A 23,296-nucleotide genomic window follows, 5' to 3' on the forward strand; every position below is an offset into this window, starting at 1 on the left:
GTGATGCATCAAATTGGCCTCTAGTCCTTGTATCAAAAGGGCTTGTAGCTACAAATAGCAGAGCGATTCAGGGCGACACGACGGAGCTTCGGGATGTGTCATCCGCCGCCCCGTGGTCTAGGTTCTGAAGGTGAAGCTGGGTTCGCCAGTGTCCGGGGTCAGCTTGTGCAACTGACGCAGTTGTCGCAGCTCGGTCAGCAACTGCTGGCTCAGCTCGGCCAGCGCAGCGAGTTCCTGCGCTGTTTCGGGGGCCGTGCGCCTGGCCTCCTGCTGCAACAGCGCATCGGCGCGCTCGTGCAGGGTCTGGTGTAACGCTTCCAGGCGCGCAAAGCCAGGGTACTGCGTCAGCTTGAGCCGGGTGCTGGGTTTGTTGAGCCAGACCGAAAAGCGGCAGCACGGGCCGTCCACCACCAGCGGTGGGCGCTGTGAGTGGGTGGCCAGCGCCATCACACTCTTGAACCAGGCGCGGTGTTCGGTTTCGGCCAGCAGCATCGCAATGCCGCGTGAACCCACCGACTCGGACTCGGCCCAGCTGGCTGGCACAGACCACTGGGTTAACCAGCCCGGCACCTGGGCGGCGGGCATGGGTTTGGCAATCGCATATCCCTGGCCAAACTCACAACCAAATTCGATCAGGGCGCAGCCGTGGGCCACGGTTTCCACGCCTTCGGCCAGGGCGATGCGGTCAAAGTTGCGTGCCAGCCCCAGCACGCTGTTGACGATGGAAGCGTCTTCCACATCGTCGAGCATGCCGCGCACAAAACTCTGGTCAATCTTCAGGGTGTGTGCGGTCAGCTGTTTCAGAAAGGTCAACGAGGAATAACCGGTGCCAAAGTCGTCCAGCGCACACGACAGCCCCATGCCCTGCAGCCGGGCGATCAGCGCCGAGACCTGGGTGATGTTGCCTAAAGCGCCGGTTTCCAGGATCTCCAGCTCCAGCTGCTGGGGCTGGAGGGTGGGCTGCTGGTCCAGCTGCCACTGCAGCCGGTCGGCAAATTCGGGGTCGAGCAGCTGCTGCGCGTCGATGTTGACGCTGACGGCGGTGTTCAGCCCCTGGGCCTGCCAGCTGGCCAGCTGGGCCAGCGCGGTTTCGATCACCCAGTCGCCCAGTTTCACCGCCATCGGATGCTGCTCCAGCAGACCGATGAAGGCGTAAGGCGGCAGCAAACCCAGCTCAGGGTGTTGCCAGCGGATCAAGGCCTCAAAACCGACCACCTCACCCGTGTTCAGGCGCACTTTGGGCTGGTAAAACAACACAAACTCGCGTCGCACCAGGGCTTGGCCGACCTCGTCGATGCGGGTCAGGCGGGTGCGGGTGATGGCGTCCTTGACCGGGTCAAAGTGGTGATAACGGTTTTTGCCGGCCTGTTTGGCCAGGTACATCGCCTGGCTGGCTTGGCGCAGCAGCTGCTCGGCATCAATCGGATCGCTCGGGCTCAGCTGCGCGATGCCGATGCTGGCGGTCAGCGACAGCGTCTGCACCTGGTCGGCCACCTGCATTGGCTGCGCCAGCACGACCAGCAACTGGTCCACCAGGCGCAGGCCATCCTCGGGTTGTGCCAGATGGCTGAACATCACCGCGAACTCGTCACCACCGATGTGGGCCAGCAGCTGCTGGCTGTGCAGCGTGGCGGAGAGCCGATGGCTCACCGCCAGGATCAGCGCGTTGCCAATTTCGGGTCCATAAGACAGGTTGAGCGCGGCAAAGTTGTCTAGATCGATGTAGGCCACGGCCAACTGTTGTGGTGTGCTGTGTTCGGCCATGCTGGCGGCCAGCAACTCAACAAACAGCTTGCGGTTGGGCAGGCCGGTCAGCGCGTCGTGGTGGGTGATGTAGTCGATCTGTTCGTGGTGGTTTTTTTGTTCGCTGATGTCGATGGTGATGCCCGACAGCAGCAGCGGCTGACCGGTCTCGTCACGCTGCATCACCCGTCCCAGGGTGCGGCACCAAACCCAGTGGCCGTCTCTGTGGCACAAACGCAACTCCAGCTCGTAGCTGGAGGATTCGCCGCTCAGGTGTTGGGCCATCAGGCGTTGCTGGCGCGCCTTGTCGTCCGGGTGGATCCACGAGATGTACAAGCCGTACGGGCCTTGCCGGTGTTTGAGCCCGGGGTAACCGAGCATGGCCGAGCTGCGTTCGTTGAAACGGATGACATCGGTGCGCAGGTCCCATTCCCAGGTGCCGGCCTGGGCTGCGTCCACCGCGTTTTGCAGCTGCAGGCGTTCGGCTTCCAGGGCGGCGGTAATGGTCTGGCGTTCGGTGATGTCGTGGGCCACGCCCAACACCCCCTGCAACTGGCCCTTGGCATCACGCAGCGCCACCTTGGTGGTCTCCATCAGCGCACGCTGGCCGCTGATCGGATGGGTGACCCATTCCTCATAGACCAGTGGCTGTTGCAAGGCGCTGGCCACCTGGTCACGGGCTTGGAAAGCATCGGCGAGTTCTTGGGTGAACAGTTCGTGGTCGGTTTTGCCAACAATGGCCGCCTTCTCCAGCCCGAGAAAGTGCACAAACGCGGTGTTGCACGACAGCAGAACACCGTTCACATCCTTGAGCCAGACCTGATCGGGCAGGGTGTCCACCAGGGTCTGCAAATGGGTTTCGCTGGCGGTGAGCGCCAACTCGGCCCGGTGCCGGTCGGTCACATCGGTGAAGATGGCCAGGATGCTGCTGCGCCCGGCCAGGGTCATTGGCAGGCGCTCGATCTCGGCCATGAAGCGGCTGCCGTCCTTGCGCTGCGTGGTGATCACGCGCGGCGCTTTGGTGATGCCCCGCAACATCTCCTCAAAGTCAGCCTCTATCTCCGCTAGGGTTTCGGCGGGATGGATGTCCACCAGACCCATGCCCATCAGTTCCTCGAGTGGGTAACCCAACAGCTGGCAAAACCAGGCGTTGGCAAACACAAAACGGCGGGTCACCGCATCGGCCACCACCAGTCCGGTGGGGGCATGGTCGATCACGCTGCGCAGGGTCTGCTCCAGCGGCGACATCGACGTCGGGGCCCGCCCGGTGGGGCCATTGAGCAAAAACCGCCAGCGTTGCTGGCTGCTGGTCAGCGCACCTTCTAGCTGTTGGCGGGCCACTTTCTCCTGCATCAGTGACAAGGCCTGGGCCGACACCGTGCGGTACATCGCCAACACACCCTGCAGCAGTACCGGTGTGGCGTCAGACTTCGTGGCTCGCGCCTGCTGGTGTGCCTGCGCCAGACTGAGTCCTGCGTTGACGCCGAGCACCACCTGCGCCAGGTGTTTGTCGTGTTCCAGAATATGCACCGCCAGCCACTCGGTCAGGTAGGCAAACAACTCGTCCATCAGCTCGGGCAAGGGCGCCTGGACCGCCTGCAGCTTCACCACCTGGGCCACAAAACGCTGGTGTTCGCGCACATGCTCGTCCAAGGCGGCATGGCCTGCGAGCGTGGTCCGCCAGATGCCTTCTTCGGTGCGGAAATGGCTGTCGGCGTAGTCGGTCAGTTCCGCCAGGCTGGTGTTGAGGTCGACCAGACTGGCGCCGTGCACATGTTGCTGCACCAGCCGGTTGATCAGCCGCACCAGCACCTGATGCTGCTCATCGATCAGGGCAATGCCTGTGTCCAGGTGGCTGTTCCAGGGGAAGATCTCAAACATCGTCTGGTTCAGCATCAGCTGTTGCGGGTGAAAAAGACCAGGCTCATCACCAGACCGGTCACGATCACACCCCAACGGACCGCCTGCGCTGGCAAGCGTCTGGCCCAGCGCGCGCCGAGAAAACCGCCCACCGTGGCGGCCACCATCATCAGCAGGCCCTCGCGCCAGGCAATCGCACCGGCCAGCACAAAGGCCGCCACTGACAACCAGGACAACACCAGCGAGTTCAGGTTTTTGAGCGCATTGGCGGTGTGGATGTGGGACTCACCCGTGACGGCGTACAAGGCCATCAGCAAAATACCCAGGCCACCGTTGAAATAACCCCCGTAAATCGCCACCAGCAGCAGACCCGGCTCACGCCAGCGGTCCAGGTCGAGTGTGCTGCGCTGGGCCCGACGCGCCAGGCTCGGCCCTGCAGCAAACAGCGCGGTGGCGAACAACAGCAGCCACGGCACGATCACCGAGAACACTTTGGCCGGTGTCACCAGCAGCAAACAGGCACCGGCCACACCACCCAGCGCCGCAATGGCCATTTCACGCTGCAGGCGACGCGGTGGCACACGGCGCAATTCGTCCCGGAAACCCAGGGTGCTGCCGAGGTAACCCGGGCTCACCGCCAGCGCACTGGTGGCGTTGGCCATGATCGGTGGCACCCCCGCAAACACCAGCGCGGGCAGGGTCAGGAAGCTGCCGCCGCCAGCCACGGCGTTGAGCACACCGGCCGCAAAAGCAGCGCCAGCCAGCAGCAAGGGGAGGGTCCAGACGTCCAACAACATCCCGCCATTGTCACCCGCTTGGGCACCTTTTTTGTGCGTGGACTGGGGGTTTTAGCGCAAGTTGAGCACTCAGGCGGACACACCAAAGCGCTGGTTCAGGTAGCCGATGATCACGGCAGAGTCCTGCATCCACTGCACCTGGCCGTTGGCATCGGTGACCTGCAGGCAGGGCACCTGGTCGCGCCCGCTGCCTTGCACCAGCTCGGCTTTGTGGTGGGCGTCATGCTGGGCGTCACGCTTCTCGATGGGTAGCGCCAGCCGGTGCATCTCCTGACGCACCTTGAGGCAAAACGGGCAGGTTTTGAACTGGTAGAGCGCCAGGCTGCGGCAGTCCTGCGCGATCAGCGCCTGTTGTGCGGGAGTACGCTGTACAGCTTGGGGGCGGCTGAGCCGCTCCCAGAGCAGCATGACGGGGCCCAGGGCAATGCGCAGGCTGCGGAAAAAGAGTCGGATCAGAGGTTTCATCAAACAAAGAGGTGGCTGTTGTTTGATCATACGGCACGTACCCGGGGCGGGCTTTACCTGGGCTTTACACGGCGCTAACCGCTGCTTACAAACGCTGCCTAAACTGGAAGCAGATCACCCAAGGAGCCAAGCCATGACTGCGCCATCCCCAAGCACTGGGCTTTTGCCGCAAGCCCCCGAGATACCGATGGACCAGCTGCTGGTCGAGGTCTACACCCAAGCTGCACCTGCGGTGCAATCGGGCATGCTCTCCAAGCTGGTGGGCAAGGTGTACCAAAGTGCCGCCCCCGACGAGCGCCGGGTGTTGCTCCGCCAGCTGATGCAACCGCTGGGTATCCTGTCCTTGCTGGCGGTGGCCAACGGGGTGTTTGCCAAACTGCGGCTGCAGGGCGGGCTCTCGGGCTGGTCGACCCGGCTTGACGAGGTGCAGGTGGACGATGTGGTGGAGCTGACCAGTTTTGTGCAACAGGTCAGTGGGCAGGCGATGCACAGCCTGGCCCTGTGGCTCAGTGCCTCACCGGTGCTGCTGAGCTCGGCTGCGGCGGTGATGCTGGTCAAGCTGCTGCTGGACCGCGCTGCGCCAGACCAGGAGGCTGAACCGCAGCGCTGACAATACAGATCAAATTGGCCTCTAGACCTTTTATATTAAGGGCTGATAGCTCTCAAAACTATAGTGCAAAGATCTTCCCCGGGTTCAGGATGTTGTCCGGGTCCAGCGCGGTTTTGATGGCGCGCATCATGGCCACCGCGCCCACGCCAGCCTCTTCCACCAGAAAACCCATCTTGTGCAGGCCCACACCGTGTTCACCGGTGCAGGTGCCACCCAGGGCCAGCGCCCGGCGCACCAGCTGGTGGTTGAGCTGTTCGGCAGTGGCCCGCTCCTCGGGGCTGTTGGGGTCGATCAAATACCCCATGTGGAAGTTGCCGTCACCCACATGGCCCACCATGAAGTACGGGATGCCGCTGGCCTGCGTCTCTGCCACCGAGTCCAGCAAAGCGTCGGCCAGCCGCGAGATCGGCACACAGGCGTCGGTCGAGATGACTTTGCAGCCCGGGCGCGATTGCACCCCGGCAAAGTAGGCGTTGTGCCGCGCGGTCCACAGTCGGGTGCGCTCCTCGGGGGTGTGCGCCCATTCAAAGGTGTCACCACCAAACTCGGTGGCAATCGCTTGCACCGTTTCCACCTGCTCCTGCACCCCAGCCGGTGAGCCGTGGAACTCCATCAATAGCAAGGCACTCTCGGGCAGGCTCAGTTTGGAATGGGTGTTGACCATGCGCACGGTGACGGCATCGAGCAGCTCACAACGCGCAATTGGCACCCCCATCTGGATGATCTGGATGGTGGCATTGACGGCTTCGGCCAGGCTGGCAAAACTGCAGGTGGCGGCCATCACCGCCTCGGGCAGCGGGTAGAGCTTGAGCGTGATCTCGGTCAGGATGCCCAGCGTGCCCTCGCTGCCCACCATCAGGCGCGTCAGGTCGTAACCGGCGCTGCTTTTTTTGGCACGGGTGCCGGTGTGGATCAGCTCACCACTGGCGGTGACCACGTCGAGCGCCAGCACGTTCTCACGCATGGTGCCGTAACGCACGGCGTTGGTGCCACTGGCACGGGTGGCGCACATGCCGCCGATGCTGGCGTCGGCACCGGGATCAATCGGGAAAAACAGGCCAGTGGATTTGACGGCTTCGTTCAGGGCCTTGCGCGTCACGCCGGGTTGCACCGTCACCGTCAGGTCTTCAGCGTGGATGGCCAGCACCTGGTTCATGCGGCCCACATCGATGCTGATGCCGCCTTGCACCGCCAGCAGATGCCCTTCCACCGACGAGCCCGCACCAAACGGGATCACCGGCACCTTGTACTGCGCGGCCAGCTTCACTGCATCAGACACATCCTGGGCCGATTCGGCAAACACCACCGCGTCGGGCGGTGGCACGCTGAAAGAGGATTCGTCGCGCCCGTGCTGTTCACGCACCACCTGGGCCAGTGACAGCTGTTGGCCAAAGCGCTGGCGCAAGGCCTCGATCAGGGCAGGGGGTACCGGGCGGGTTTGGACAACTGGGCGCAGGTGGTCGCTCGTCAGGGATGCGTTCATGGGGTCTCCGTGGTGGAGGGGGATTATCGGCAATCGCCGCTGCATGCGGCGTGGGGGACAATCCAGCCGCAGCCGTTGGGCGCTGTTTTATCCGAATGTCAAAGGTCTTATCCCCATGGAGATGCAACACGCCCTGGCCCAGGAGTGGGCCACCCTGCAAAACCACCACGAAGCGCAAGAGCGCAACGCCTTGGGTCTCAAGCTGCTGGCCGTGCTGCTGGTGGCGGGTAGCTGGATGACCGGGCTGGAGCCGATGCTGGCGGCGGCCCTGGTGCTGGTGTTGTGGCTGCAGGAGGCCATCCTCAAAACCTGGCAGCACCGGCTGGCCGAGCGCTTGCTGGTGATCGAGGGGCTGTTTACGCGGGGACCGCAGGGCGCCGAGGCACCGTTTCAGCTGCATACACAGTGGTTGGCCCAACGCCCTGGTCTGAGCGGCCTGCTGGCCGAATATGGCCGCAGCGCTCTGCGCCCGACGGTGGCCTTCCCGTATGCCGTGCTGTGTTTGCTGGTGCTGTTGGTGTAAGGCTTTTGCACTGCTGGCGCTAGGGCCATTGGTCAGGTCCTGTGCTGCCGGGACCCGGCTCCAGGATAATCGATAGCTATTTTTATCATAGCAAGGTAGCCATCATGGGCCAGAGACTCACACAAATCGCCACCCGCACCGGTGACAACGGCAGCACCGGCCTGGGCGACAACACCCGCGTGTCCAAGAACAGCCTGCGCATCCACGCCATGGGCGACGTGGACGAGCTCAACTCCCACATCGGCCTGCTGCTGTGTGAGCCGATGCCAGACGCGGTGCGTGAGCTGCTGGTCAGCATCCAGCACCAGCTCTTTAACCTGGGCGGTGAGTTGTCGATCCCTGGTTATGAGCTGCTCCAGCAGGATGCGGTGCTGGCGCTCGAAGAAGCCCTGGCCCATTTCAACGCGCAGCTACCCACACTGCAGGAGTTCATCCTGCCCGCAGGCAGTCGTGCGGCGGCGCAGGCGCATGTGTGCCGCACCGTGGCACGCCGGGCCGAGCGTGTGGTGGTGGCGCTGGCCAACCAGGATGCACTCAAACCCACACCGCAGCAGTACCTCAACCGCTTGTCTGACCTGATGTTTGTGCTGGCGCGGGTGCTCAACCGCTACCGACCGGAAGGCGGCGTGGGTGACGACGTGTACTGGCGCAGTGAACGCCTGAAACAATCCGTGGCGGATTGAGGTTGGCACTGGCGACGCCGTGAAAACACGTGCCCCACGCCATCTTTACCAGAACTTTGCAGGGCACTTTACATGCCCGACATCCCTGACATAAGCCTGATTTATCATGGGCTATGAACTTTTTGCGCCCGTCTCTCACCACCACCAGCGCCGTGTCTGCGCTGGTTGTTTTGGCCCTTGTCGGCTGTTCTGACAAAGCCCCCATCCCCGCTGCGGCCACCACGGCACCTGCGGCCAGTGCCCCGGCAGGCACACCCGCCCCTGCTGCCAGTGCCCCGGCAGGCACACCCGCCCCTGCTGCCAGTGCAGCTGCGCCACCGGTGTCGGTGAGTGTGGTACACGCCGCGCAGCGCGACATGGCGGTCAAACTCAACGCGACCGGCACCGTGGTGCCACTCACCAGTGTGGATGTGCGCTCACAGGTCACCAGCACGATCCGCCAGGTGCATTTCAAGGAAGGCCAGTTTGTCAAAGCCGGGCAGCTGTTGTTCACGCTGGATGCCCGTACCGATGAGGCCAATGTCACCAAGGCACGTGCCCAGTTGGCCAAAGACCAGGCGAGCCTGGCGGAAGCGCGGCGCCAGTGGGAACGCTCCAAGCAGCTGCTGGCACAGAACTTTGTCTCGCAGGGTGCGGTGGATACCGCCCAGGCACAGGTGGACACCTGGATCGCCACCGTGGCGGCTGACCAGGCAGCGATTGCGGCCAGCAACGTGGCGCTGTCCTATGCCCGCATCACCGCGCCCAACAGCGGTCGCGCTGGTGCGGTCAATGTGTTTGCGGGCAGCGCGGTGCTGGCCAACCAGACCGCGCTGGTCACCATCACCCAGCTTGACCCGATCGGTGTGGCCTTCAGCATCTCGCAACGCGACTTGTCCCATGCCTTGACAGCGCTTCAGGGTGCTGGTGCCAAGGTGACGGCCACGCTGGCCGACGGCGGTGGCAGCTTTGATGGGCGGCTGCAGTTTCTGGACAACCTGGTGGATGCCAACTCCGGCATGGTCAAGGCCAAGGCGGTGTTTGCCAACCCGGCCAGCAAGCTCTGGCCGGGCGCTTTTGTCGAGGTGCAGCAAACCGTCACCACCCTGAAAGATTCGGTGGTGGTGCCACAATCTAGCGTCATCCAGGGGCCGCGCGGGACGATCGTCTATGTGATTGAGGACGGAGTGGCGGTGCCACGCCCGGTCAAGCTGTTACACGCCGAAGCTGGCGAGGCGGCGCTCAGTGGTGTCCAGCCCGGTGAGGTCGTGGTGCTGGATGGCCACCAAAACTTGCGGCCCCAAGCCAAGGTGGTGGTGCGTGCGCCAGCCGCTATGGCACCAGACGCGGGTGCTGGCAAAGGCAAAAGCAAAGAGCAGGGTAAAGGCGCTGGTAACAGCGCCACGGCACCCGCTGCTGCCCAGACAGCGAGCCAGCCATGAACCTGTCGGAGTTGTTCATTCGCCGTCCGGTGATGACGGTGTTGCTGAATCTGGCCATTGTGCTGGCCGGGGTGATGGCCTTCAGAAGCATCCCGATTGCCGCCCTGCCCAGTTACGACACCCCGGTGATCAGCGTCAGCGCCAACCTGCCTGGCGCCAGCCCCGAGACCATGGCGATCTCGGTCGCCTTGCCGCTGGAGAAACAGTTCCAGACGGTGCCGGGCTTAACCACCATCAGCTCCACCAGCACGCTGGGCAGCACCTCGCTGACGCTTGAATTTGACGCGAGCCGCAACATCGACGCGGCAGCGGTGGACGTGCAGGCGGCGCTGCTGCGTGCGCAGCGGGCCCTGCCGATCGAGATGACCACCCTGCCGTCTTACCGCAAGGTGAACCCGGCCGACGCACCGGTGCTGCTGATCGCCTTGCAATCACCCTCGTTGTCGCCAGCGGACTTGCAGGACTACGCCGAGCATCTGATCACCCCCACGCTGGCGACCCTGCCCGGTGTGGCGCAGGTGAATATTTTTGGTGCCAAGCGTTATGCGGTGCGGGTGCAGGTGCGGCCCGATGCGCTGGCGGCGCGCAACATCGGTCTGGATGAACTCAGCGCTGCACTCAGGGCGGCCAATGTCAACACACCCGTCGGCACCCTGGAAGGTCCACGCCAGACGCTGGTGTTACAGGCCAACCAGCAGCTCAAAAATGCGGCCGAATTTGCCGAGCTGATTATCAGCACCCGGGGTGGCAACTCGGTGCGGCTCAAGGACGTGGCCAATGTTGAGGACAGCGTGGAAAGCGATAAAAACTGGGCCACCTTCAACGGTGAGCCCAGCACCACCCTGGCGGTGCTGCGCCAGCCCGGCGCCAATACGGTGCAGGTGGTGGACGCGGTGCGTGCGGCCTTACCGGCCATGCAGGCGCAGCTGCCTCAGTCTGTTTCGTTGACACCGATCAATGACCGCTCGCTGTCGGTGCGCGAGGCGCTGCACGATGTGACGCTGACCCTGCTGGGCACGATTGTGCTGGTGGTGCTGGTGATCTTTTTGTTCCTGCGCCGGTTTGTCGCCACCGTGATCCCGGCGCTGTCCTTGCCGGTGTCGCTGATTGGTGCGGTGTCGCTGCTGTGGGGCCTGTCCTACAGCCTGGACAACATCTCGCTGCTGGGCCTTACCTTGGCGGTGGGCCTGGTGGTGGACGACGCGATTGTGGTGCTCGAGAACATCATCCGCCACGTCGAGCGGGGCGAGCCGCCGTTTCAGGCGGCATTACGCGGCGCCCGTGAGGTGGGCTTTACCATCATCTCGATCTCGGTGTCGCTGATTGCGGTGTTTATCCCGATCTTTTTCATGCCCGGTGTGATTGGGCTGTTGTTCCACGAGTTTGCGGTGGTGGTGGGTTTGGCGATTGTGGTCTCGGCCTTTGTGTCGCTGACCCTGGTGCCGATGCTGGCCAGCCGTTTCCTGAGTGATGAGGCGCACAAAAAACCGCCAGGTGCCGTGGTGCAGATGTTTGAGCGTGGTTTTGATCGCATGCTGGCGTTCTACACCCGCTGGCTGGACCGCGCGCTGGCGCACCGGGTGTTGGTGATGGGTGTGGCCACCGCCACCATCGTGGCTACCGTCGTTTTGGTCATGGTCATCCCCAAAGGATTTTTCCCTGAGGAAGACCTGGGTCAGATGTCGGTCAGCACCGAGGCCAGTGAAGACACCTCGTTCACCGCCATGGTGCAACTGCAGGAGCGTGTGGCCGAGATCATCCGCCAGGACCCGGCGGTGGCGGCGGTCAGCTCTTTCAACGGTGGCAGCGGTGCCCAAAACTCCGGGCGCATGTTCATCAGCCTCAAACCGCTCGGTCAGCGCCCGCCAATGAAGCAGGTGGTGGAGGGGCTGCGCAAAAAGGTCAACGCGGTGCCGGGCATCAAGATCTTTATCCGGCCTACACAGAACCTGCAGCTCGGCGGGCGCCAGAGCAAGGCGCAGTACCAGTACATCTTGCAAAGTGTGCGCGCCGACGAACTCAACGACTGGGCCAACAAGCTGCAGGACCGCCTACGTAACGACCCGATGTTCCGTGACGTGACCAGCGACGCGCAGTTGCGCGCGCTGCAAGCCCAGCTGCAGATCGACCGCGACCGTGCCAACGCACTTGGTGTCTCCATGGACACGGTACGCACCGCGCTGTACAGCGCGTTTGGTGAACGCCAGGTCTCCACCATCTACCTGCCCACCGACACCTACAAGGTCATCATGGAGGTGACACCCGAGGACAAACAGGACGAGAGCGCGATTGCCAAGCTGTATGTGCGCGCCTCCACCGGAGCACTGGTACCGCTCTCAAGCTTCACCACGGTGGTGCGCACCGTGGGGCCGACCTCGATCAACCACGTTGGGCAGTTGCAGGCGGTCACCGTGTCGTTTAACCTGGCCCCCGGTGTGGCGCTGGGTGATGCCACGGCCCACATCGACGCCGCGCGCGAGGCGATTCAGATGCCCACCTCGATCATCAGCCGTTACGGCGGTGACGCTGCGGTGTTCCAAAGCTCGCAAGCCAGCCAGCTGGTGCTGGTGTTGGCCGCGCTGCTGGTGATTTATGTGTTGCTGGGCGTGTTGTATGAGAGTTACATCCACCCGCTCACCATCCTGGCTGGCCTGCCCTCAGCCGCTGTGGGGGCGCTGGCCACCTTGATGTTGTTTGGCCAGGACCTCACCTTGATTGCCACCATCGGCATCGTGCTTTTGATTGGCATTGTGAAAAAGAACGCCATCATGATGATCGACTTTGCGCTGGACGCCCAGCGCCACCAGGGCATGGACCCGGCGCATGCGATCCGCGAGGCCTGCATCCTGCGGTTCCGCCCGATCATGATGACCACCATGGCCGCGCTGATGGGCGCCTTGCCGATTGCGCTGGGTATTGGCGCCGGAGCTGAGCTGCGCCAGCCGCTGGGTCTGGCGGTGGTCGGTGGGCTGGTGTTTTCGCAGGCCATCACGCTGTTCATCACCCCGGTGATCTACCTGACGCTGGAACGCTTCAGCGGCCGTGGCCCGGTGCTCACCCCCGAGGTGCCGCCTGAGCAAGACAAGGCGACCAGCGGCACGGCCTGAGTCGATGGCAGGGATTATTCAAAAAAATAGCTATTAGCCCTTATTCCAAAAGGGCTAGAAGCATAAAAGACTTAAAAGCCGTGGGCGCGAGGCCGGTGCTGGCGTTCAGGCCAGCTCAGACCAGGCGGCGTCGGCCTGCCAGGCTGCTGCCCAGGCCTGCAATTGCGCCGCAGGCATCGGCCGGGCAATGCCATAACCCTGGGCCAGCTCGCAGCCCAGGTGCAGCAGCGCGGTGCCATGCGCCACGGTCTCGACACCTTCTGCAATCACTTGGCGTTTGAAGGCGGCGGCCAGGCCGATCACACCTTGCAAAATGGCCAGATCGTCCGGGTCCTCCAGCATGTCGCGCACAAAACTCTGGTCGATCTTGAGGATGTTGACATGCAGGCGCTTGAGGTAGGTGAGGGATGAGTAGCCGGTGCCAAAGTCGTCCAGCGCAAACATCACCCCAAAACGTGCACAGTCTTCGATCACCTGCGAGACCAGCGCCATGTCCGACAAGGCGCTGGTCTCCAGCACCTCGATCTGCAGGTTGGCCGGGTTGACCTTGGGGTGTTTGGCCAGCAGGAATTGCAGGCGTTCCACAAAGTCCCCCTGTTGCAGTTGGCGCGCCCCCACGTTCACGCTGACCTGGCGCAGGTCCAGCCCACTCTCGTGCCAACGCTCAATCTGGCTCAAGGTGGTGTCAATCACCCATTCACCCACCGCCACGGCCAGCGGGTGGTCTTCGATCACCGGCAAAAACGCGCCGGGCGCCAGCAGGCCTTTCTCAGGGTGTTGCCAGCGGATCAGCGCCTCCACCCCGACGACCTGGCCACGGCGCATGTTGACCTTGGGCTGGTAATACAAGACGAACTCGTCCTGGGCCAGCGCCAGGCGGATGCGTTCCAGGCTTTCGTGGTGACCGCGAATCGAGGTGTCCTGCGCAGCATCGAAGATGTGGTAACGGTTTTTGCCCGCCACTTTGGCCTGGTACATGGCCTGGTCGGCCTGGCGCAAAAGCTGGTCCGCATCAATCTCCTGGGCTTGCGGGAAGAAGGTGACACCCAGGCTGGCCGAGGCTTGCAGCAGCAACTCGCCCACATGCACCGGTGCCGCAGCGGCCTCCAGCAAGCGGGCCAACATGGGCACGCAGTTGGGCAGGTTGTCCAGGTCACTGAGCACCGCCACAAACTCGTCCCCACCAATACGCGCCAGCGTGTCGCCCTCACGCAGGCTGTCTTTCATGGCTTTGGCCAGTGAGATCAGCAACTGATCGCCAACACCGTGGCCATGGCGGTCGTTGATGTTTTTGAAACCGTCCAGGTCCAGGAAAACCACCGCCAGCTGTTGCCCGCGCCGCTGGGCCTGCACCATCGCCAACTGCAGCCGGTCAGCCAGTAACACGCGGTTGGGCAGGTTGGTCAAGGCATCAAAATGGGCAATGTGCTCCAACTGGCTTTGCTGCAACTTGCGTTCGGTGATGTCGGTGAAGGTCACCACCACCTGCAGCAGGGTGTGTTCGGCATCCCGCAGCGGGAAGGCACTGCACAGCGCCCAACTGGGCGCTGGCTGACCGGCGTGGTGCACGCCCACCACATAATTCTTGAGCGACTCCCCCGATGCCAGCACCCGGTTGACCGGGTAGTCTTGTGCCAGCATGGGGGTGCCGTCTTCCTGCAGCAGCGGCCAGTCCAGATCGGTTGCGGTTTTGTCCAACATCTGATCCAGAGTCAGCCCGAACAGGGTGGCCGCCGTGGCATTGGCATACAGGACGGAGCTGTCTGGGTTGTGCACCACCACGCCCGAAGACAGGTGGTCCAGCAGGGAGCGGTACCTTTGTTCACTGAGCCGCAGCGCCAGCTCGGCCTGGTAACTTTCGGTGACATCGCTGAAGACCAGCACCACCCCCACGATCACACCCGTGGCGTCGCGGATCGGCGCGGCACTGTCGGCAATCTGGTATTCCTGCCCGTCGCGGGCCAGCAGCACGGTGTGGTTGGCCAGGTCAACCACATGGCCGCGTGCCATGACCAGCTGCACCGGGTCGGGCACCGTCAGGCGTGTTTCTGCGTTGATGATGCGAAACACCTCCGCCAGTGGCTGGTGGATCGCGTCAGCCAGTGGCCACCCGGTGAGCTGCTCAGCGGTCGGGTTCATGCGGGTGATGCGGCCCGCCGGGTCGGTGGCAATGACAGCGTCCCCAATCGACCGCAAGGTGATGGCGAGGTTCTGCTCACTCTCCTGCAGCGCCTTTTGCGCCTGTACCCGCTCGTGCACGTCGTAGATGATGGAAAACAGCAAACGGCGCTCTTGCGTTTCAATCGGTGTGGAATGGACCTCCACGTCACGTAACTCGCCCGACGCCAGGCGGTGCGTAAACAGGAAATGGTTGCGTTTGCCGTTCAAGACACTTTGCCTTTGCTCGGCCGCTTGTCGACGTGGCAAGGTGTTGATGGCGCTGATGTTCATGCCCACCAGCTGCTGGCCCGAATAACCGTAATAGTCCAGCGCCGCCGCATTGGCATCCACGATGTCGCCCGAGGCTGGCTCAATCAGCAGCATCACCGAGGAATTTCTTTCAAACAGCTGTCTGAAACGCCCCTCGCTTTGCACCAAGGCGTTTTCCCGCTTGGCGGAGGATTCCAGCAGCAGGTTGAAGCCACCAATCAACTCACCGATTTCGTCCTGTCGCTGCACCGGCAGCAGCTGTGCGGGCTGGTCACTGAGGGTCTGGTGAACCAGCGCCCGGCTGGCTGAGAGCATCGGGGCGAGTTGATGCTGCAACAACCGGCTGATCAGCCACCAGGTCAACACACCGGCCAGCACGGTCAAGACCACCGCGTTGATAAACAGCCGCTGCAACATGTCATCCATCGGGGCAAAAGCTTCTTTGGCAGGCAAGGTGGCCACCACGATCCAGTTGGCCGAAGGAATGGCCTTGGCGGCCGACAACTCCAGCACCCCGCGTGAGCTCACGGCCAGCCCGTAGCCCTCAAAACCCTGCATATAGCGGTCGTGCATGGTGTTGAGTGTCGGCGCGGGCGAGGGCTGCATGACACGGGTTTTGTCCGACGCCGTGATGATCAGCTGGTGTTGGCGTGCGATCAGTAGGTAGCTGCCGGTCTTGCCGTAGCGGGTCTGGGCGATCTGGTCGAGAAAATTGGCTTGACCCAGGTTGATCACGCCCACCAGCGCGCCGATGGTTTTGCCGTCATTGCTCACAATGGGTGCGGTGATGCTGAAGATGGGTGCCCCCAGCTTCTTGCCCATGGCGGGTTTGCCAATCACCGTTTTGCCCTCTCGCAGAGGGATCGACACCGACTCCCGGTCCATGTAGTTGGTGCCAACCCGCCCGGCTGAACGTGGCACATCGGCGATGGCCACGCCATCCAGCCCGGTGATAAAAGCCCCCCCATTGAACATGAGCGGCACCAACGGACGTTGCTCGAGCATGGCCTGCAATGCGTTTGGGTTCCTCAGGAGATTTGCGCTGATGCTTTTGGCAATGGTTTCCAGGGCCCGTTGGCGATCATTCAGGTGCTCATTGAGCTCACGTGCAATGCCCGACACGGTGGAGAACTGTTGTTCACCCAAAACCTGTTGTATGTCAGTGCGCAGCATCCTGCTGGCATACCAAGCCAGCGACCAGGTGCTCACCACAAACAGCAGCAGTGTGAGCACGGTCACCCGGGTTTTGAGGGAGCGCAACTGAAAAAACTTCAGGCCCATAAGCGGCATTGCCTTCCAAAAGTGCAGATGCGAGGCAAGCTACCTGATCAGCTGCGTCGGCTCTTGGTGGCAGTGGGCGCCGGCCAGACGCGGGTGCTCAAGTAGAGTGAGGTGCTTGGCTTGTGACGCCAGCGTGGCGTCGAGGGGGGTCACCAGGCGATGTCGGGAAAGTTTACTCCTCGCCGTGTTTTTAGTGACAAATTTTCTGGCTCGGTGGGTGGGTGCTCATGGCCAGCAACAGGTGCTCAAACGCGGCCAACGGCACCGGTTTGCTGAACAGATAACCCTGGTATTCACGGCAGCCATGTTCAGCCAGAAAAGCCAGCTGCGCTTCGGTCTCGACCCCTTCGGCAATCACGTCCAGGCCCAGGCTGTTGCCCAGAGCGATGATGGTTTTGACAATCGCCGCGTCATTGTGATCGGTGAGCAGATCACGCACAAAGGACTGGTCAATCTTGAGCTGGGCCAGTGGCAGGCGCTTCAGGTATGCCAGGGAGGAATACCCCGTGCCGAAATCGTCCAGCGAGAAGCGGATGCCCAGGGCCTGCAGCTCCTCCATGCGCTGGACCACCGCGTCGGCATCTTCGATCAGGGTGCTTTCGGTCAGCTCCAGCTTGAGTTTGCTGGCCGGGGCACCGGTGCTGACCAAGAGCTGCTGCACCTGGTCGGTGAAGTTGAGCTGGCGAAACTGCCGTGCGCTGACGTTGACCGCCAGACTGAGCTGGGCCAGCTCAGGGTGCTTTGACCAGGTGGCCAGCTGGCGACACGCGGTTTCCAGCACCCAGTTGCCCAGCGGCACAATCAGGCCGGTGTCTTCGGCCAGGGCAATAAAACTGGCTGGCGAGACCATACCTTGCTGCGGGTGGCGCCAGCGCAGCAGGGTTTCGGCACCGATGGGCTGGCGCTGCTCGTTCATCTGCACCTGGTAGTGCAGTTCAAACTGGCCCAGCCCGAGGGCCTCATGCAAATCAGCGTTCATGGCCGCGCGCGCACTGGCTGCGGCCTGCATTGCCGGGTCAAAAAAACGCAAGGTGTTGCGCCCGGCCGCTTTGGCCTGGTACATGGCGGTGTCCACCCGGCGCAGCAACTCTGTGGCCGAGGTCTCCACATCACCAAACAGGGCCACCCCGATGCTGGCAGAGCAGTGGTAGGTGATGGCCTCACCCTGGGGCCCGGCGGCCAGCTGAAACGGCTGGTTCAAGGCATCCCTGATCTTGGTGGCAATGGCGGCGGCCTGCACCGGGCTGCCCTGGGCGCCACCGAGGTCTTCGAGGATCACCACAAACTCGTCGCCCCCTAAGCGGGCGGTGGTGTCACCTTGGCGAATGCTGCGACCCAAGCGGGCCGCCACTTCCACCAGCAGCCCGTCGCCGGTGGTGTGGCCATGGGTGTCGTTGAGCTCCTTGAAGTGGTCCAGGTCGATCATCAGCAAAGCGCCCATGCGGCGATGCCGGGTGCTGGTGGCCAGCGCATGTTCCAGCCGGTCAAACATGAGCCGCCGGTTGGGCAGCTGGGTCAGCGGGTCAAAAAAGGCCAGTTGGTGGATCCGTTGTTCATGGCGTTTGCGCTCGGTGATGTCCTGGCTGAAGCCAACGATGCCAACAATGGCATCACCGGCCCGGATCGGTGAGAGCACCACATGAAAGACCCGCAGTGCGCCATGGCGCAGAGAATAAGATTCGTATTCGACCTCGACCACCTCACCGGCGTAGGCGCGGCGGTTTTGCGCCAGCCAGACGCTCACATCGTCCTCTTGCCATCCGGACTCTTCCAATGTTTTGCCCAACTGGCTGCCGACAAACTGGACAGCGGTGGCGTTTTCCATGATGCAGCGCCCGTCCAGGTCGCGTGCCCAGTAGGCCACCGGGGTGTTGTCGACGATGGCGCGCAGCATGGACTCACTTTCCTGCAAGGCTTGTTCGGCCACCTTGCGGCGTGTGATGCACCTGGAGAGCGCGATAAAACGTGGCGGCTCGTCGGCAACAGGCGTTTTCTGCGCGACCGACAACTCGAACCACTCGGGTCCCCGCTCCAGATCGAGTCTGTATTGGTGGCCGATCGAAAAGCCGTTCTCCAAGGCCTCTTGCAGGGCTTGGTAACAGATGTCGGCGGCTGGCGCTGGCAGCACCTCTCGGATTGAGCGCCCGAGCAGTTTGGAAGGGGCAACCAGACTCCAGTCCTCTCGGGGCACGTGGTGGGCGTGGTAACGGCCTTCCAGGTCCACTTCAAACATCAGGTCAGGAATCGCCTGCAGGGTGGCGGCAAAACGGTTTTTCAGGGCCTCGAGTTCGTCCTCTTTGCGCTTGCGTTCATCGATGTCGACGGCGATGCCTGCCACCGCGTTGACTTGCCCAGCCTCATCCAACAGGGCTTGTTTGAAGCTCAGATAACACCGAACACCTTCATGCCCGAGACTGGGCAAGAAGGCCTCCAAGGTGGCGGGCTGGCCGCTGCTGATCACCTGCTGGTCGTGGCTTCTGATGATGTCTGCGGCAGCTGGCGGGAACAGATCGACATCACGCTTGCCAATCACCTGATCGCGGGGCAGACCACGCATGGCGCAAGCCACATCATTGGCGTAGAGGTAGCGCCCGTCCAGATCCTTGATGTAGATCGGCGTGTGCATGCAGTCGATGGCGGCCCGCAGCTGTTTGTTCTCATCGCTCATGTCAAACTTTTCCCGTGGTTGCCCACTCAAATAGGGTCCCTACACGCTTGGTCATCCCGTCGCCATGGCCGGTGGTCAGACATACATCTTGTCAGACCGGGCCTGCACGCTGCCTATCTGCAGCCACCCGCAGAGCATAAGCCATCACCTTGTGTCAAGTATGTCAGACCTGTCAAACGGGCGGGATAGTACATTTATCGTAGCAATCATTCCTTTTGGGATAAGGGCTGTGGCAATATATCACGCTCAATCTCTGCCTCTGGCAGCCGTGTGTCACGGCGTTACCCAATGGGTGCTGACGCACGGTCCGGTCTGCCAGCAAGGTCTAGCATCCAGAGCGTCTGTCCTCGCCCTGCCCACGTCAAAAAATTCCTTGACTATTCACGTTTCGAACCCATCTACAAAAAACCATGTCCACCAAGTCAAAAATTGTCATAACGCTGGTGTTGGTGGCTGCCTTGGGCGGTGCCTTTGCCATCTGGCAGATGCGAGCACCCGAGTTGCCGCAGGGCCTGTCTTTTGGCAATGGCCGCTTGGAGGCCACCGAGGTGGATGTGGCCACCAAGGTCGGTGGGCGGCTGGCCAGCCTGATCCCGCACGAAGGTGACCAAGTGGCCCAGGGCCAGACCGTGGCCACCCTTGATGCCGATGACGTTGCCGCCCAGTGGCGCGCCGCTCAGGCCCAGGTGCGCCAGGCACAACAAGCCACCCGTGCCGCGCAAGCCGGTGTGTCCAAGGCCGAGTCAGATATGGCGCTGGCGCGTATCACCCTGCAACGCTCACAAGAACTGGTGCAAAAGGGCTTTATCAGCGGTGCCACGCTTGACCGTGATCGCAACACCCAGCAAGGCGCGTTGGCCGGGCTGTCTGCGGCACGTATGCAGGTGGCCGAGGCCGAGTCCGCCACACAGGCGGCAGTGGCCCGTGGCGAGAGCCTGAGCGCCACTGTCAACGACACCACGCTTAAGGCGCCAATCACCGGGCGCGTGCTCTACCGCCTGGCCGAACCGGGTGAGGTGCTGGCGGCTGGCTCCAAGCTGTTGACCCTCTTGAACATGTCGGATGTGTCCATGACCATCTTTTTACCCGCCGCAGATGCTGGCAAAGTGCTCATTGGCAGCCCGGCGCGTATTGTGCTGGACGCTTTGCCCGAGCAGGTGCTGCCCGCCAGCGTGAGCTTTGTGGCGCCGCGCGCCCAGTTCACACCCAAAGAGGTGGAGACCCGCAGCGAGCGTGAAAAACTGATGTTCCGTGTCAAGGTCAAGGTCGACGCCACTTGGCTGGCCCAGCATGAGCAGATCACCAAAGGCGGCATGCCTGGCCTGGCCTACGTGTTGACCGACCCCCAAGCACCCTGGCCGAAGAATTTGCAACTGCGGTAGTTGGCCGTGAACACCCCCGCACCCACCAGCAGCGTCGCCAGCTTGCGGGGTGTGACCCAGCGCTACGGCAAAGTGCTGGCGCTTGACCAGATCACGCTGGACTTGCCCGCAAGCTGTATGGTGGGCCTGATTGGCCCAGACGGGGTTGGCAAATCGACCCTGCTGGCGCTGCTGGCCGGTGCGCGAGAGATTCAAACTGGCCAGGTGAGCGCCCTGGGTGCCGACATGGCAGACCGCAAGCAGCGCAACCAAACCCAGCCGCGTATTGCCTACATGCCCCAAGGCCTGGGCAAAAACCTCTATCCCACACTGTCTGTGTTTGAGAACGTCGACTTTTTTGGCCGCCTGTTTGGGCAAAACGCGGCTGAGCGTGCCACACGCATCACCGAGCTGCTGGCCAGCACCGGGTTGACACCGTTTCGCGACCGCCCGGCGGCCAAACTCTCGGGCGGCATGAAACAAAAACTCGGCCTGTGCTGCGCATTGATCCACGACCCCGACCTGCTGATCCTGGACGAGCCCACCACCGGGGTCGACCCGCTGTCACGCCGCCAGTTCTGGGAGCTGATCGACAACATCCGTGCCCGCCGTCCCGGCATGAGTGTGGTGGTGGCCACCGCCTACATGGAAGAAGCCGCGGGGTTTGACTGGCTGGTGGCGATGGACGCCGGGCGCGTGCTGGCCACCGGCAGCACGGCCGAGTTACTTGCCAAAACCGGTCAAACCACGTTGGAAGAAGCCTTCATCGCCCTGCTGCCAGCCGAGCAGCGCAAGGCCCACCACACGCTGGTGATGCCACCGCGCCAGCCCAGCAGCGGCCCGCCTGCCATCGAGGCCAGCCACCTGACCCAGCGGTTTGGCGACTTCACCGCGGTGAGCGACGTGAGTTTTCGCATCGAACGCGGCGAAATCTTTGGCTTTTTGGGCTCCAACGGCTGTGGCAAAACCACCACCATGAAGATGCTCACCGGCCTGCTGCCGCCCACCGAAGGTCAGGCCACCTTGTTTGGCAAGGTGGTGAATGCCCGCGACCTGGACACCCGCAAACAGGTCGGTTACATGTCGCAGGCGTTTTCGCTGTATGGCGAACTCACGGTGCGGCAAAACCTGGACTTACACGCCCATTTGTTCCACTTGCCACCCGACACCATTGGCGCACGGCTGGACGAATTGGTGAAACGGTTTTCGCTCGGTGCGTATCTGGATGAACCCGCCGCCGGGTTGCCGCTGGGCATTCGCCAGCGGCTGTCACTCGCGGTGGCGGTGGTGCATAGCCCGAAGCTGCTGATCCTGGACGAACCCACCTCGGGCGTGGACCCGATTGCGCGCGACCAGTTCTGGGAACTGCTGGCCGAGTTGTCGCGCAGCCAGGGCGTCACCATTTTTATCTCGACCCATTTCATGAACGAGGCCGAGCGCTGTGACCGGATCTCTTTGATGCACGCCGGGCGTGTGCTGGCCAGCGACACCCCCGAAGCGCTGCGGCAAACACGCGGCGCGGCCACGCTGGAGGACGCTTTTATCAGCTACCTCGAAGAAGCCAGCGGCATTGCGCCCGCTGGCGCAGCACCGCCATCAGAGGTCACCCCAGCCGTGACCGGTGATTCACAGCCCGCCACTGATGCATCAAAAGCGACTCTAGCCCTTGTCGATAAAGGGAGCAGCGATACAAATACAGGAGCACCTGTCACGCCACGTGTCAACCCACCCCATACGGCCTTCAGCCTGCGCCGCCTGCTGGCTTACGCCTACCGCGAGTTTTTGGAGTTGCGCCGCGACCCGATCCGCCTGACTTTTGCCCTCCTGGGCTCGGTGCTGCTGATGTTTGTGCTGGGTTACGGCATTTCGCTCGACGTGGAAGGCCTGCGTTTTGCCGTGCTCGACCGCGACCAGTCGCCCGAGAGCCGGGCTTATGTCCAAAACATTGCCGGGTCGCGCTACTTCATCCAGCAGCCCGCCCTCACCAGCAGCGATGACATTGACGAGCGTATGCGCCGCGACGAGTTGTCTTTGGCGGTGGAGCTGCCAGCGGGCTTTGGGCGCGACCTGCGGCTCGGGCGCCATCCCGAGGTGGGTGTCTGGATCGACGGCGCCATGCCGTTTCGTGGTGAAACCATCCGTGGTTACGTGCAAGGTCTCCACTACCAGTATGTGAACGAGTTGATCACGGAGGCGACCGGTTCCGCGCCAGTGCAGGCCGCCTCACTGGTGCTGCGGTACCGCTACAACCAGGATTTCAAAAGCATTTTTGCCATGGTGCCCGCGGTGATTCCGCTGCTGCTGATCTTCATCCCGGCGATCCTGATGGCGCTCGGTGTGGTGCGTGAAAAAGAGCTGGGCTCCATCACCAACCTGTATGTCACGCCGGTGAGCCGACTGGAGTTTCTGGTGGGTAAACAACTGCCCTACATCGCCATGTCGATGGTCAGCTTCTTTTTGCTGTTGTTGCAGGCGGTGGTGGTGTTTGGGGTGCCGGTCAAGGGCAGTGTGCTGGCGCTGAGTTTTGGCGCCTTGTTGTATGTGACCGCCACCACCGGCATCGGCTTGCTGATCTCCACCTTCACCAACACCCAGATTGCCGCGCTGTTTGGCACCGCCTTGTTGACCATGTTGCCCACGGTGCAGTTTGCCGGGCTGACCACGCCGGTGAGTTCGCTCGAAGGCCTGGGTTACTGGATCGGGCAGTTTTTCCCGGCGACTTACTTTCTGGTGATTTGCCGGGGTGTGTTTACCAAGGCGCTGGGTTTTGGTGATTTGATGGGCCAGTTCGCTGCGCTGGCGGCTTTTATCCCGGTGCTGACTTTGCTGAGCCTGGTGCTGCTGCGCAAGCAGGAGAAATGAGC

The 23,296-nt window shown here is 62.6% G+C and carries 13 protein-coding genes; 7 read left to right on the forward strand and 6 right to left on the reverse strand.

Features of this window, described 5'->3' with window-relative positions; all coding sequences use genetic code 11:
• Positions 1 to 117: 117 nt before the first annotated feature.
• From FDG13_RS06875 to FDG13_RS06885, 3 genes are all read right to left on the reverse strand, one after another.
• Positions 118 to 3,639: a bacteriohemerythrin gene (locus tag FDG13_RS06875; RefSeq protein ID WP_180126062.1), complete on the reverse strand. Its 3,522-nt coding sequence runs from the start codon at positions 3,637 to 3,639 to the stop codon at positions 118 to 120.
• Positions 3,639 to 4,400 (reverse strand): sulfite exporter TauE/SafE family protein, encoded by a 762-nt coding sequence (locus FDG13_RS06880; RefSeq protein ID WP_078364980.1) that lies wholly within the window; start codon positions 4,398 to 4,400, stop codon positions 3,639 to 3,641. The genes FDG13_RS06875 and FDG13_RS06880 overlap by 1 nt, the downstream gene beginning before the upstream one ends.
• Positions 4,401 to 4,469: 69 nt before the next feature.
• Complete coding sequence (locus FDG13_RS06885; protein ID WP_180126063.1) at positions 4,470 to 4,865, reverse strand: glutathione S-transferase N-terminal domain-containing protein; 396 nt, start codon at positions 4,863 to 4,865, stop codon at positions 4,470 to 4,472.
• 133 nt (positions 4,866 to 4,998) lie between these two features.
• On the opposite strand from FDG13_RS06885, the gene FDG13_RS06890 reads away from it, so the two are divergent.
• The gene (locus FDG13_RS06890; protein WP_180126064.1) at positions 4,999 to 5,475 is read left to right on the forward strand and encodes a hypothetical protein; all 477 of its coding nucleotides are present in this window, start codon (positions 4,999 to 5,001) and stop codon (positions 5,473 to 5,475) included.
• A gap of 58 nt (positions 5,476 to 5,533) precedes the next feature.
• Here FDG13_RS06890 and FDG13_RS06895 read toward each other — a convergent pair whose 3' ends face one another.
• Entirely contained in the window at positions 5,534 to 6,958 is a 1,425-nt protein-coding gene (locus tag FDG13_RS06895) for an FAD-binding oxidoreductase (RefSeq protein ID WP_180126065.1), read from the reverse strand.
• Positions 6,959 to 7,073: 115 nt separating this feature from the next.
• Between FDG13_RS06895 and FDG13_RS06900 the strand changes: the two genes are divergently transcribed.
• The 4 genes from FDG13_RS06900 (at position 7,074) to FDG13_RS06915 (ending at position 12,692) form a co-directional block, all read left to right on the forward strand.
• Positions 7,074 to 7,481, forward strand: coding sequence for a hypothetical protein (locus tag FDG13_RS06900; RefSeq protein WP_180126066.1), 408 nt, complete (start codon positions 7,074 to 7,076; stop codon positions 7,479 to 7,481).
• A 104-nt stretch (positions 7,482 to 7,585) separates the two neighbouring features.
• A complete protein-coding gene (locus tag FDG13_RS06905; RefSeq protein ID WP_180126067.1) occupies positions 7,586 to 8,164 on the forward strand; it encodes a cob(I)yrinic acid a,c-diamide adenosyltransferase in 579 nt (192 codons plus the stop codon).
• 113 nt (positions 8,165 to 8,277) lie between these two features.
• Positions 8,278 to 9,585, forward strand: a complete 1,308-nt coding sequence (locus FDG13_RS06910; RefSeq protein ID WP_180126068.1) for an efflux RND transporter periplasmic adaptor subunit — start codon at positions 8,278 to 8,280, stop codon at positions 9,583 to 9,585.
• Entirely contained in the window at positions 9,582 to 12,692 is a 3,111-nt protein-coding gene (locus tag FDG13_RS06915; protein ID WP_180126069.1) for an efflux RND transporter permease subunit, read from the forward strand. The genes FDG13_RS06910 and FDG13_RS06915 overlap by 4 nt, the downstream gene beginning before the upstream one ends.
• A gap of 105 nt (positions 12,693 to 12,797) precedes the next feature.
• On the opposite strand, the gene FDG13_RS06920 is transcribed toward FDG13_RS06915, so the two are convergent.
• Both FDG13_RS06920 and FDG13_RS06925 read right to left on the reverse strand, forming a co-directional pair.
• Positions 12,798 to 16,403: an EAL domain-containing protein gene (locus tag FDG13_RS06920; RefSeq protein WP_180126070.1), complete on the reverse strand. Its 3,606-nt coding sequence runs from the start codon at positions 16,401 to 16,403 to the stop codon at positions 12,798 to 12,800.
• 190 nt (positions 16,404 to 16,593) lie between these two features.
• Positions 16,594 to 19,071 (reverse strand): EAL domain-containing protein, encoded by a 2,478-nt coding sequence (locus tag FDG13_RS06925; RefSeq protein ID WP_180126071.1) that lies wholly within the window; start codon positions 19,069 to 19,071, stop codon positions 16,594 to 16,596.
• Between the two features lie 410 nt (positions 19,072 to 19,481).
• Here FDG13_RS06925 and FDG13_RS06930 point away from each other — a divergent pair, with 410 nt between their 5' ends.
• Both FDG13_RS06930 and rbbA read left to right on the forward strand, forming a co-directional pair.
• A complete protein-coding gene (locus FDG13_RS06930; RefSeq protein ID WP_180126072.1) occupies positions 19,482 to 20,453 on the forward strand; it encodes an HlyD family secretion protein in 972 nt (323 codons plus the stop codon).
• A gap of 6 nt (positions 20,454 to 20,459) precedes the next feature.
• On the forward strand, positions 20,460 to 23,294 hold the full coding sequence (gene rbbA / locus FDG13_RS06935) for a ribosome-associated ATPase/putative transporter RbbA (protein ID WP_370528178.1): 2,835 nt from the start codon (positions 20,460 to 20,462) through the stop codon (positions 23,292 to 23,294).
• Positions 23,295 to 23,296: the final 2 nt, after the last annotated feature.

The organism is Rhodoferax sp. BLA1 (genome assembly GCF_013416775.1).
GTDB lineage: Bacteria > Pseudomonadota > Gammaproteobacteria > Burkholderiales > Burkholderiaceae_C > Rhodoferax.